Genomic DNA, 12,536 nt, shown 5'->3' with positions numbered 1-12,536 from the left:
GCTCATTATTCTCCTTTTAATACGCCAATTTGAATATCTTCTTTCGCTAACAAGCGTTTTAGCTCATCAGCACTGTCTTTAAGTTTTAACAGCGGGCCATTTTTAAAATATTCCGTTTGTTCTAACAATAATTTTGATGCATGGCGTGAACCAATGGCCCAGCGACCTACCTGATCAATAGTGCGGTCAGCCTTACCATAAAAGCGACGCACTTCAGAAAGAATTTCACTCGGCGTTTCCAAGGTAGTGGGATTGTACTTCATGGTTTGCCAAACGTATTTGTCGAGCATTGGGCGCTGCTCTGTAATCACTACTTTTGGCGGGCTTTTGGCGAGGACTTTTGCGTACGTTTCAATTTCTTTAACCGCGTCATCTAATTCATCGTATAACGACATGCGCAGATAATAGTTATCTTCCATTTTGCTTAACGTATCGAATTTTAGCGCTTGTTCAAGACCGCTTTGTGCAGCTAAATATACACCAACAATTGTCGATACAATCATAAACGCCTGATTTAACCAAAATCCGGTTTTTTTCAATTCACCGTGATCAATCTTTTGTTTTTCAGCGTGTTCTGGCATTGTTTTTCCCTTTAAAAATAAATTCCATAAGTGGCGCCCGCTATTTAAACATATCAGCATGAAAATATTTAATATTTTTTGTTAATCGGCTATGCTTTAAAGATGACGATAAGGAGCGCTCCTAATGCAAGAAAGACGACATTTCACTCGTATTATTTACCGCACGCCTGCAAAATTAACTTTTATGGGCGTAGAGTATAACGCTGAAATCCTTGATTTATCGCTTAAAGGTGCACTTTTAAATAAGCCTGATAACTGGCCTACTGCGTGCGATCTTTCGCATCACGCCAAACTAGTGTTTCAACTTTCTAACAGTGATATTGCGATTGAGATGTTGGTGTCGCTGGCACATGTTGAAAGTGACCAATTGGGGCTACGCTGTGAGCAAATTGAAATTGACAGTGTGACGCATTTAAAACGCCTTATCGAACTCAATATGGGAGATGAAGAAGAGCTTTATCGTGAGCTTGAGCATTTATCGGTGTTAAACGATTAGACGGTTTCAATATCGCAGCATAAGTTAGCTGCAAGTAATGTGTTTAAAATCACCTCGGTTTGAGGTCACCAGCGCGCGCTAAAGCGCGTTTTCTATTTATTGTGATCTTGAAGCTCATTCGCGCAAGTCATTTTTAGCATTGCTAGTTTCCCCTTTGTGTATCTTCTCGTCATCAAATATAGCCAATACAACTTTTATTTTTATTGCGACTGTATAGATTTAACACCTTTCGCAGCCAGTACAACTTCTATCGCCATTGTTACCTGTTAAAAAACGCAGCCTTATACACGCGTTAACCCTGCAAATATTGAATCATTATTTTCATTAAAAATGTGGCGTGTTGAGAGTTTGGCAGCGTTGCCACTACACTCACTAAACTATACGCCTTAAAAGACAAAAGACTTTATGATTATTGGCGCTTATACATTTACGATTAAATTAATTGATAATCATTATCATTTTTATTGACTTGCAATTCTGCGCAGTATAATCTTACCAACATGTAAACCTAGCAGGGAAAAACCATGGAAGTTATTTTGATTGCTTTTTCATTTATTACGGTAATTATTGCAATGTCGTGCTATTTCAAAAGTAACCAATGCGCTGAAAGTATTCGCTTTGATAGCAATAGCCCGATTGGTCTTTATTGGTTGCTGGCGGTCGTATCGTCTGCACTAGCCTTATTTACAGCAGTTACAGCGTTGGGCGTATATGAAGGAACCCTTGCTTGGTTATCAATTCACACATTGATTTTAGTGCCCGTCTTATTGTTCTCCCCGTTCAAACTCTCACAAGATAAGCCACAATAAAAAAATAGCGCCATTTAGCGCTATTTTTTTGTACTCGATTTGTCAATACAACACAGGAGCTTACTCTTGAAAGTAAGTGCCCCAACCATCGTATTCCACACCAGCTTTTGCAGCAAGATCGATAAGTTTATCTACATCTTCAAGAATAAGTTCTGCGTCAAGTTCACATTCAACTACAACGTCAAAGCCCCAAATTTTGCTGCCATCTTCTAATTCAAGTTCAGCTGGGTCTTCCACGTCAAAACCAAGTTTGAATGCAGCAAGCGCCGCTTCTTCTAGCTTATCAAAATCTTCACATACAAAGTGGTGTTCTACTTCGTACAGTTTATCTGGGTTTGAACCGTCTTCTAATAACGACTCAACAATGTCTTCACTTATTTCGCGCCAGTTTTCCACAATCGCTCTCTACTTTAGCATCTAGCTGTTCAATTTTACTCTGCATCATAGCATGAATTCGCTTCGCGTGCTCTCTTGCCGATACATCCTTTTCCAACGAAATCGGATCAAGTAATTCAACATAAATGGTTGGGTTAGCCCAACGATTTAATTTAATACGCCCTGTTGTTGTACTCATACAGACAGGCACAACCTCCACACCGGCTTGCATAGCCGTGTGAAACGCGCCTGTTTTAAATGGTAATAAACCGCGGCCATAACTGCGCGTACCTTCAGGGAATAACCACACAGAAATCTTATCGTTTTTAATTTTTGATGCGGCCTTATCAATTGTGCCTTTTGCTTTCGATTTATTATTGCGGTCAATTAAAATATTGCCTGACAACCAGTACAGCTGGCCAAAAAATGGAATAAAGCGTATGCTTTTTTTACCAATACTTACGGTATTTTCTGGTACCGCATTGGTAACCGTAAACAAATCATAGTTATTTTGATGGTTAGATACATAGACGTAGGATTTATTTTTATCCAGTTTGTCTAACCCCTTCACTTCAACTTTTGCGCCCAATAGCACCTGCATGCTGCCATACCAAGAAGCAAAACGATGAACATGGTTGCGGTTAAACGGCATCACTAAACATAATAGCAAGCCAAAGATCGCACTAAAAAAGATAAAAATCGCAAGTAGTACTAAGCGAACAGCAAATATCAAAATAACGTCTCCAATAACTAAGCGCGCCATTATACGAATTTTAGCTAACATGTGTAAGCTAAAAAACACGGTTTATAAAAAAACCAGCCCCATATTGAGACTGGTTTTCGTTATTTTAACGCTTTTCGACGCAAAGAAGCACTAATCTTCGCTATTTTCCGTATCAATAGCATCGTCGATCAATTCTTGTGCGGCAGTAAACTCAACTTCCATTAAGTCTACACGCTGTAAACCACGCGGTAACTTATTACCACGTCTGCCACGCTCGCCGTAGTAATGTTCTAAATCACTTGGTTTTAACGTTAGTTTACGCTTACCTGCATGTAACGTAACAGACGCGCCATCTGGCACGATGCCCAGCACTTTAACAAACTCTTCTCGCGATTTAACACGGGCACTCGGAATGGAAATGATCTTATTTCCTTTACCTTTACCTAGTTTTGGCAAATCACGAATTGGGAAGATCAGCATGCGACCTTCGTTGGAGATTGCTAAACAGCGATCTGTCGTAATGTCGTGAATTGGCTGTGGTGTCATTAATAATGCAGCTTCTGGAATCGTTACCAGTGCTTTACCGTTCTTATTTTTACTCACCAAGTCGTTAAACTCGGTAATAAAGCCATAACCTGCATCTGATGCCATCAGGAAGTTGGCTTTTTCTTCACCCATAACCACGTGTTCAAGGTTCGCTCCAGGTGCCACATTAAAGCGCCCTGTCATTGGTTCACCTTGGCTGCGGGCAGAAGGCAAACTATGGGTATCGGTTGCAAATGCTCGGCCAGAGCTATCTAAGAATACACTCGGCTGATTGCTGCGCCCTTTAGCAAGAGACTTAAAGCTGTCACCTGATTTATAACTCAGGCCTTCCGCGTCAATATCATGGCCTTTAGCAAAACGTGCCCAGCCTTTTTCAGAAAGCACAACAGTAACGCTTTCTGATGGCATTAAGTCTTTTTCACTTAAGGCTTTAGCTTCACCGCGCTCAACTACAGGCGAACGACGGTCGTCACCATAAAGCTCAGCGGCTTCTTGAATTTCTTTTTTCAGTAGCGTCGACATACGACGCTCTGAACCAAGGGTTAATTCAAGCTTATCGCGCTCTTTGGCAAGCTCGTCTTGCTCACCGCGAATTTTCATTTCTTCTAATTTAGCAAGATGGCGAAGTTTAAGTTCTAAAATTGCTTCCGCTTGCGTTTCAGTGATACCAAAACGCGCCATTAAAACTGGCTTTGGCTCATCTTCGCTGCGGATAATTTCAATTACTTCGTCGATATTTAAAAAGGCAATCAATAAGCCTTCTAAAATATGTAAACGTGCCAATACTTTGTCTAAGCGGTATTGTAAACGGCGACGAACCGTTTCGCGTCTAAACACTAACCACTCAGACAGAATTGTTTTTAAGTCTTTTACTTGAGGACGGCCGTTTAGGCCCAGCATGTTTAAGTTAACACGGTAGTTTTTCTCAAGGTCGGTGGTCGCAAATAAGTGTGCCATAAGTGGCTCAGCTTTTACGCGGTTAGAGCGCGGTACAATTACAATACGCGTTGGATTTTCATGATCAGATTCATCACGTAAATCGGCCACCATAGGTAATTTTTTAGCGCGCATTTGCGTAGCAATTTGCTCAAGCACTTTGGCGCCAGAGCACTGATGAGGTAACGCCGTAATGACAATATCACCTTGCTCTTCAGTATACACCGCGCGCATTTTGATAGAGCCTTTACCACTTGAGTAGATTTTGCGAATTTCGGCCTTAGGCGTAATAATTTCCGCATCAGTTGGGTAATCCGGTGCTTGTACTAAATCAAGTAGCTCTTCAAGTTCGGTTTTTGGTTTATCCAGTAATGTACAACACGCATCTGCCACTTCGCGTACGTTGTGCGGCGGAATATCGGTTGCCATACCTACCGCAATACCGGTAATACCATTCAATAAAATATGCGGTAAACGTGCTGGCAGTACTTCCGGCTCCTTCATGGTGCCATCGAAGTTAGGGATCCAATCGACTGTGCCTTGGCCTAGTTCTTTTAATAAAACCTCAGAGAACTTAGATAAACGCGCTTCGGTGTAACGCATTGCCGCGAAAGACTTAGGATCATCTGCCGCACCCCAGTTACCTTGACCATCCACCAGCGGATAACGGTAAGAAAACGGCTGCGCCATCAGTACCATGGCTTCATAACAGGCGCTATCACCGTGTGGGTGATATTTACCGAGTACATCACCCACGGTACGGGCTGATTTTTTGTATTTTGCCGCTGCCGATAGGCCTAGTTCACTCATCGCGTAAACGATACGACGTTGTACGGGTTTCAAACCGTCGCCAATGTGTGGCAAGGCACGGTCTTTAATTACGTACATTGAGTAATTTAAATAGGCGCTTTGCGTAAACTGCGCCATTGTTTGTTTTTCTATCCCTTGCATCGCGAGGGTATCGAGATCTGACATGCTCGTTTACCTAAATTTTTTAATGCTAGTTATGAGTTCCATGAATCCGCTTGGTCGCCACTGGTTTCTAACCACTCGCGACGATCGCTTGAGCGCTTCTTGGCAAGTAACATATCCATTACTTCCAACGTTTCTTCGTCGCCCTCTAAGCTCAGTTGCACTAAGCGGCGAGTATTTGGATCCATTGTCGTCTCGCGCAGCTGCATTGGGTTCATTTCACCCAAGCCTTTAAAGCGTTGCACATTCACTTTGCCACGCTTTTTCTCTGCTTCAATACGGTCTAAAATGCCGGTCTTTTCATCTTCATCAAGGGCATAAAATACTTCTTTACCCACATCGATTCGGTAAAGCGGTGGCATTGCTACATAAACGTGCCCTTGCTCTACCAATACAGGGAAGTGTTTTACAAACAGTGCACACAACAAGGTTGCAATGTGCAATCCATCAGAATCCGCATCCGCTAAAATACAAATTTTGTGATAGCGTAGATTAGTTAAATCTTTTGAATCTGGATCCATACCAATCGCCACAGAGATATCATGCACTTCTTGCGACGCAAGAATTTGCCCTGACTCGACTTCCCACGTATTAAGAATTTTACCGCGCAGTGGCATTACCGCTTGGAACTCACGGTCGCGTGCTTGTTTAGCTGAACCACCCGCCGAGTCACCCTCTACTAAAAAGAGTTCACTGCGCTCGCTTTCTTGCGTGCTACAGTCGGTTAATTTACCCGGTAACGCTGGGCCTGAGGTGATTTTTTTACGAACTACTTTTTTCGCCGCACGCATACGTTTTTGCGCGTTGCTAATACAAATTTCGGCAAGCAATTCGGCAATATCTGTGTGCTCATTAAGCCATAAGCTAAACGAATCTTTTACCACACCCGAAACAAATGCAGAGGTTGCACGTGACGATAACTTTTCTTTAGTTTGACCTGCAAATTGTGGGTCCTGCATTTTGACCGAAAGCACGTAGCTACAGCGGTCCCAAATATCGTCAGGTGTTAGTTTTACCCCACGCGGTAATAAATTGCGGAATTCACAAAATTCGCGCATTGCTTCTAGCAAACCTTGGCGCAGACCATTTACATGGGTACCACCTTGCGCTGTTGGAATAAGGTTTACATAACTTTCATAAACCCCTTCGCCGCCTTCAGGCAACCATAATACCGCCCAATCAACACCTTCAGTAGAGCCGGCAAACTCACCGGTAAATGGTTGTTTCGGTAAGACTTCGTATTCTTTTAACGCATCAGCAAGGTAATCTTTTAAGCCATCTTCAAAAAACCATTCAATGGTTTCTTTAGTTTGCTTATTGATAAAACGAATTTTTAAGCCAGGACACAGAACCGCTTTGGCTTTTAATAAATGCTTGAGCTTTGATAGCGAGAAATTTGCCGAGTCGAAGTAGCTTGGATCAGGCCAAAAGTGTACTGACGTACCGGTGTTGCGCTTGCCCACGGTACCGACCTCGGTTAAATCTTGTACCTTATCGCCGTTTTCAAACGCAATTTCATATACTTTTGCATCGCGTCTTACGGTAACTAATACACGCGTTGATAAGGCATTTACAACGGAAATACCTACCCCGTGTAAACCACCTGAGAATTGATAGTTTTTGTTTGAAAACTTACCACCGGCGTGTAGTTTGGTAAGAATAAGCTCAACGCCCGGAATACCTTCTTCGGGGTGAATATCGATTGGCATACCACGGCCATCATCGACTACTTCCAGCGAGTTGTCTTCGTGCAGGATCACATCAATTTTCGATGCATGCCCAGCTAAGGCTTCATCCACACTGTTATCGATAACTTCTTGGCCAAGGTGGTTTGGACGTGTGGTATCGGTATACATGCCGGGACGGCGCTTTACCGGTTCGAGTCCATTTAAAACCTCAATGGCTTCTGCATTATAATCTTGTGTCGTCATGAAATGCGGTTCTTTTTATATTAATTATCTTTGATACCTAGCTGCCCTTTTCTGGGTATTTTTTTACTAGGTTTTAGCGCGTTTTTATAGGTTATTCCCTTATCACTATTGTTTTACGATATTTTCAGGAAATCTACAATAACAGGAAAATAACGTTCGAACCCTATAAAGCTGTGATCGCCAGCAAATTCAACGTGCTGACGGCAGTTTTTATAATAATCGACCGCCTGTGAAAAATCTAATACTTCATCACCCATCTGTTGTAAAAGTAAAATCAACTCAGGCTGTGACAAGTTGGCAATGTAAAACTGCTTTAACTGGTCAACATGACGTTCAGCCACATCGTAATAGTAATCTTGATACGGGTTGTACTGCCTACCTAGGTAATCATGCATTAGGTTAAATGGTGCAACCGCCGGATTAACAACCACCGCTGGCAGTTGATAGCGCTCGGATAAAATAGTCGCAAAGTATCCGCCCAATGAACTGCCAATCAATTTTGTATTAGGTGTCATTAACGCTTCGAGCGTCAGCAAAATTTCACGCGGTTCATGGTTTAGTTTTGGTACTAAATACTCAACATCATGATGTTTCGCTAAATACTGACCAAGTTGTTGTGCTTTAAATGATTCTGGTGAGCTATTAAAACCATGAATGTATATTACGCGTTGCTTAGCCATACTACCTGAGTGTTTAAACTGCCATTTTGCTGTAATCGTATCATACGAAAGGCAGGACCTAAGTCGACTTGTTGCCAATCACTGGTATTTTTTTCAAATTGTATCGAGGTGGCGGGCGTAGCAAATACTGCAAACTCGTTAAACAACCAGCTATATTCGTTGTGAACATGTCCATGGATTAACCCTTTCACCTTTTTAAATTGGGTTAATTGTGAAAGCAGTGCTTCGCCATTTTCCAACATATGTTTATCAAGATAACCCTGAATGGGGATTGGGTGATGATGAGTAAACAGCAAAGCATGCTTGGTACTACCCGTTAACTCATGTTTTATCTCGTTGAGGTGCATCTCACTTACACACCCTGCAGGCATTGGCCCTTTAGAATTAGCCAATAGCACTTGCCAGTGCTCATTTTCCAACACTTTGCTGTCGCGAATGCCATACTGACTAAAAATCTCGCGATAAGCTTCTATTTCGTCGTGATTGCCCGGTAGCCAAAACAGCTTATCACTAAGACCTGCTTGTTGTACCAATTGAGCGAACAAGTGATATGACGCTTCACTGTGGTCTTGTGTTAAATCTCCGCCAAAAATAATGGCATCGCATTCAATTGATTTAATACACGCTAATGTTTTTACTAAATTATCGGCGGTATTTACACAAAAATATTCACCATTTGGTTCTGCAAAAACATGACTATCGGTGATATGAACCAGTGTTAATTGCGCTTTATCAAAGTGTTCGCGTTGGCTAAACCATGTCATGATCGGTATCCCAGTGGAAAGTACTACGCCCTTGGTTAATACAGTATTCTAACCAATCTTTTAAAAATGCATTCAATTGATATTTTTCATCTTTTTGATGCATATCAGGGTTTGGGTAACCATAAGCCGGTTTAACTCGTTTGGGATAATATTTACATACTACTTCTGCGACTTTGGCATCGTGATAGACACGTACGTTTAAATCAGGTCGCGTAAATCCTATCACTTGGTGGTCTGTTTGTTTAAGCGAGACTAAATTTGTGTAAGGAGATGCTTCTAATACGGTAAGTGTAAACTCAAAACCACCAACCAATACCTTATTCACCGCCCCTCTATCATTTTCTTTTGGCATCAGGCGGTTTATGCGTGCATAGTTTTGCTCACATAAACGAATGTACTTAGGTAAATTTTGTCGATAAGCCTGTGCTAACACGTACGGTACTTCTCTCTTATTGCATCAATATTTAATTTAAGCCACTGCAAGCAAATTACGGTGGCTGCATTATCCATTTCACCTTCATCAAGTAATTGAAACGCCTGTTCTACTGGGATTACATGTACCCTAATATCTTCCCCCTCTTCAGGTACGCCATAAATGCCACCAGCTTGCGATAAATCCGCTTCACCATAATATAAGTATAAACGCTCTGATGTTCCGCCGGGGCTTGAAAGATACGACAGCATAAACTCAATATTATTAAGTGCTATGCCAGACTCTTCTTTCGCTTCTTTTTTTACCACGGCTTCGTAATCTTTACTGCCATCAGTCATACCTGCAATCACTTCAAGCAACCATGGCGATTTATCATCGTTAAATGCACCAATGCGTATTTGTTCGATAAGCAGCACCGCATCCAATTTTGGATCATAAGGTAAGACTGCTACTGCATCGCCGCGTTCAAATATTTCTCGCACAATCACATCGGATTGCCCACCGGCAAATAATGCGTGACGAAAGTGATATTCATCAATTTTAAAAAAACCGTTAAAAGTGCGCTTTTTCGCGACGATTTCTACGTCTGATTGCTTGAATTTTGTAATTTTGGCCATATAAAAGGTGATTAATTAGTTTAAAATCTATTCGATAATCTATCGAATTTTCGGTATTTTAGCTGATAAAGTGAATAAAACGAATTTTTCATATTCTGTTACACTTGAATACTTTGTTTTACTGTATTGTTTTTCTAATCAATAAAAAAACACGCTAAGATGCTTTCAAAAATTGTCTGGGGATGACAACCACTATGAAAAAGAAATTACTATCTGCGCTTGTTGCATTAAGCTGTGGCTTTTCAGTTACACACGCTAATGCAGAAGACCTTATGCAAGTATACGAAATTGCACTTGCAAACGATCCTGTTGTACTAAAAGCAAAAGCAACACGTGATGCGCAAGACTACAACACAGACATTGCAATGTCGCGTTTATTACCACAAATTGGCGCATCAATGGGTTATAGCAAAGTTGATGGCGATGCTGGCGATTCTGACACGTTCAGCCGCGGCGTTAGACTAGACCAAGACCTATTCAACTTAGGCTCATGGAAGTCACTAAACATTGCAGAAAAGCAAGCGCTACAAGCTGATGCTAGCTACCGATTAGCACAACAAAACCTGATTGTACGCGTGTCAAATGCTTACTTTAACGTACTAGCACGCCAAGATGATTTAGAGTTTGTGCGCGCAGAAAAGCGTGCGATTGAGCGTCAGTTAGAGCAAACGAAACAGCGTCACGCAGTAGGCTTAACTGCAATTACTGACGTACACGAAGCGCAAGCACAGTACGATAACGCAGTAGCCCGTGAAATTGTAGCACTTAACGATGTTGAAACCGCACGTGAAGAACTAGGTGAAATCACAGGTAAATATCACGAAAAGCTTAACGCACTTAATACAGACAAATTCTCAACGGTAAAACCAGCGCGTAAGAGCACTGAGTTTGTTGAATCTGCAAAAGAAAACAATATTTCACTGCAGGTATCACGCGTTTCTGTAGATATTGCGAAAGAGCAAATTGAACAAGCAAAAGCAGGTCATTATCCAAAGCTTACGTTATCAGCATCTTATGGTGATAAATTAGGCGAAACAGGTCCACGTGCTGACCAAACAAGTGTTGGTTTAGACTTCACTGTGCCGATTTATCAAGGTGGCGGTACGCAAGCTGCTGTAAACCAAGCATCTGAGTACTTTGTTGCTGCAAGCCAAGAGTTCGAAAGCGCATACCGCAATGTAAATAAGCAAGTACGTACTTCTTACAACCAAGTAGTGTCAGATATCGCAACTTACCGCGCCCTTGAGCAAGCGGTTGTTTCAGCAGAAAGTGCATTACAAGCAACTGAAGCGGGTTTTGAAGTAGGTACACGTACCATCGTTGACGTATTGCTAAGTACACGTAACTTATATGACGCAAGCCGTAATTTATCTGCGGTACGCTACCGTTACGTTGTTTCTACACTAGGCTTAAAACTTGCTGAAGGTACACTGTCGCGCAGTGATATCGAAGCAATTAACCGCGGTTTAAACTAATCTCGGTGATGTAATTCCACGTGGGAATAAATCAATTCCCACGTTTTCCTCTCTTTTTGTTATACTCGCGCTAATTTTTACTTTTTCCTTCGAATATTGTGATCACTAAAGCGCCATTTTCATATTCTTTTCTTGCTCCAAAATATTGGCTTACTTGGTTAAGTGTGCTGATTTTGTATCTTCTGTCTTGGTTACCGTATCGACTACAAATTTGGCAGGGTAAGTTATTAGGTCGCCTCGTTTATCGGTTTGTAAAAAAACGCCGTAAAATCGCCGAAGTCAATATTGCGTTAGCCTTTCCCGAACTAGACAAAGAAGCGCAGGCAAAATTAGTAAAAGAGAACTTAGAAAATACCGGCATTGCGATTTTTGAATCGGGTATGGCGTGGTGGTGGCCTCAGTGGCGTGCAAAAAAGCACTTTGGTGGCATTACTGGTTATCACCATATTGAAAAAGCGATTAATAATGGCAAAGGCGTATTGTTGCTGGTTCCTCATATGATGCACTTAGAAGTTGCGGGCCGCATGATGGGAATACAAAACAACGGTGTTGGGTTTTATCGCCCTCACAATAACCCATTAATGGAGTACATTATTGTCAATGGTCGCCTACGCTTTAGTGAAGCACTGGTGACAAAGCGCGATGTAAAAAGCTTATTAAAAGCATTAAGCCAACAAAAGTTATGCTATTACTTGCCTGATCAAGACTATGGCCGCAAACGTTCTGAATTTGTACCGTTTTTCGCGGTTAAAGAAACGTGTACTACAACTGGCACGCTTATTTTTGCCAGCAGCAAGAAAAGTGAAACCGTCGCACTATCTACCTACCGTAAGGATAATAAGTACTATCTTGACGTAAGCCCAGTGTTTGAAAACTTCCCAACCGGGAACGATGCTGACGATGTGACACGTGTCAACAAAGCTATGGAAGAGGCTATTGCCAAAGCACCTGAACAATATTTATGGCTTCACCGTCGCTTTAAAACACAAAAAGATCCAAACGCTACGTCGCACTATAAAAAATAATACATAGCCGCTTTACACTTCAAATTGTAAAGCGGCTTTTCATTTAACGCTGTCAAAAAACAGATAAAGTGTTATCACTGTTAGCTTATTACCTAAAAATACGAATTAAGTATTATGCAAATTAGTATTAGGTTACAGCTATTATTGACTTGCTTTATATTTAATCATTGTG

General features: G+C 41.5%; 13 protein-coding genes. 4 read left to right on the top strand and 9 right to left on the bottom strand.

What is annotated here, in order from left to right; genetic code table 11:
* Positions 1–5: 5 nt before the first annotated feature.
* On the bottom strand, positions 6–581 hold the full coding sequence (locus tag AC2IOM_RS08275) for a hypothetical protein (RefSeq protein ID WP_010561695.1): 576 nt from the start codon (positions 579–581) through the stop codon (positions 6–8).
* A gap of 124 nt (positions 582–705) precedes the next feature.
* Here AC2IOM_RS08275 and AC2IOM_RS08270 point away from each other — a divergent pair, with 124 nt between their 5' ends.
* The gene (locus AC2IOM_RS08270; protein WP_010561696.1) at positions 706–1,077 is read left to right on the top strand and encodes a PilZ domain-containing protein; all 372 of its coding nucleotides are present in this window, start codon (positions 706–708) and stop codon (positions 1,075–1,077) included.
* 524 nt (positions 1,078–1,601) lie between these two features.
* Positions 1,602–1,886 (top strand): hypothetical protein, encoded by a 285-nt coding sequence (locus AC2IOM_RS08265; RefSeq protein WP_010561697.1) that lies wholly within the window; start codon positions 1,602–1,604, stop codon positions 1,884–1,886.
* A gap of 60 nt (positions 1,887–1,946) precedes the next feature.
* Here the strand turns inward: AC2IOM_RS08265 and rraB are convergent, their stop codons facing one another.
* The 8 genes from rraB to nudF form a co-directional block, all read right to left on the bottom strand.
* Positions 1,947–2,282 (bottom strand): ribonuclease E inhibitor RraB, encoded by a 336-nt coding sequence (gene rraB, locus AC2IOM_RS08260; protein WP_010561698.1) that lies wholly within the window; start codon positions 2,280–2,282, stop codon positions 1,947–1,949.
* Positions 2,257–2,994, bottom strand: a complete 738-nt coding sequence (locus AC2IOM_RS08255; protein WP_100914545.1) for a 1-acylglycerol-3-phosphate O-acyltransferase — start codon at positions 2,992–2,994, stop codon at positions 2,257–2,259. The genes rraB and AC2IOM_RS08255 overlap by 26 nt, the downstream gene beginning before the upstream one ends.
* Before the next feature lie 141 nt (positions 2,995–3,135).
* On the bottom strand, positions 3,136–5,442 hold the full coding sequence (parC, locus tag AC2IOM_RS08250) for a DNA topoisomerase IV subunit A (protein WP_486358085.1): 2,307 nt from the start codon (positions 5,440–5,442) through the stop codon (positions 3,136–3,138).
* Positions 5,443–5,471: 29 nt separating this feature from the next.
* The gene (gene parE, locus AC2IOM_RS08245) at positions 5,472–7,370 is read right to left on the bottom strand and encodes a DNA topoisomerase IV subunit B (RefSeq protein ID WP_010561701.1); all 1,899 of its coding nucleotides are present in this window, start codon (positions 7,368–7,370) and stop codon (positions 5,472–5,474) included.
* Positions 7,371–7,483: 113 nt separating this feature from the next.
* Positions 7,484–8,050 carry a YqiA/YcfP family alpha/beta fold hydrolase gene (locus AC2IOM_RS08240; RefSeq protein ID WP_486358084.1) on the bottom strand — a complete coding sequence of 189 codons (567 nt, stop codon included), beginning with the start codon at positions 8,048–8,050 and terminating at the stop codon, positions 7,484–7,486.
* Positions 8,032–8,814, bottom strand: a complete 783-nt coding sequence (locus AC2IOM_RS08235; protein WP_486358083.1) for a metallophosphoesterase — start codon at positions 8,812–8,814, stop codon at positions 8,032–8,034. Before AC2IOM_RS08235 ends, AC2IOM_RS08240 begins: the two co-directional genes overlap by 19 nt.
* The gene (locus AC2IOM_RS08230; RefSeq protein ID WP_010561704.1) at positions 8,801–9,247 is read right to left on the bottom strand and encodes a DUF1249 domain-containing protein; all 447 of its coding nucleotides are present in this window, start codon (positions 9,245–9,247) and stop codon (positions 8,801–8,803) included. Before AC2IOM_RS08230 ends, AC2IOM_RS08235 begins: the two co-directional genes overlap by 14 nt.
* Positions 9,241–9,864: an ADP-ribose diphosphatase gene (nudF, locus tag AC2IOM_RS08225; RefSeq protein ID WP_138634075.1), complete on the bottom strand. Its 624-nt coding sequence runs from the start codon at positions 9,862–9,864 to the stop codon at positions 9,241–9,243. The genes AC2IOM_RS08230 and nudF overlap by 7 nt, the downstream gene beginning before the upstream one ends.
* A gap of 194 nt (positions 9,865–10,058) precedes the next feature.
* On the opposite strand from nudF, the gene tolC reads away from it, so the two are divergent.
* The gene (gene tolC, locus AC2IOM_RS08220; RefSeq protein ID WP_395388015.1) at positions 10,059–11,339 is read left to right on the top strand and encodes an outer membrane channel protein TolC; all 1,281 of its coding nucleotides are present in this window, start codon (positions 10,059–10,061) and stop codon (positions 11,337–11,339) included.
* A gap of 98 nt (positions 11,340–11,437) precedes the next feature.
* On the top strand, positions 11,438–12,364 hold the full coding sequence (gene lpxL, locus AC2IOM_RS08215) for an LpxL/LpxP family Kdo(2)-lipid IV(A) lauroyl/palmitoleoyl acyltransferase (protein ID WP_486358082.1): 927 nt from the start codon (positions 11,438–11,440) through the stop codon (positions 12,362–12,364).
* Positions 12,365–12,536: the final 172 nt, after the last annotated feature.

Source organism: Pseudoalteromonas sp. NS-SX12, from assembly GCF_057367955.1.
Note: the sequence above shows the minus strand (reverse complement) of the source record. Positions and strands in the feature narration are given on the sequence as shown.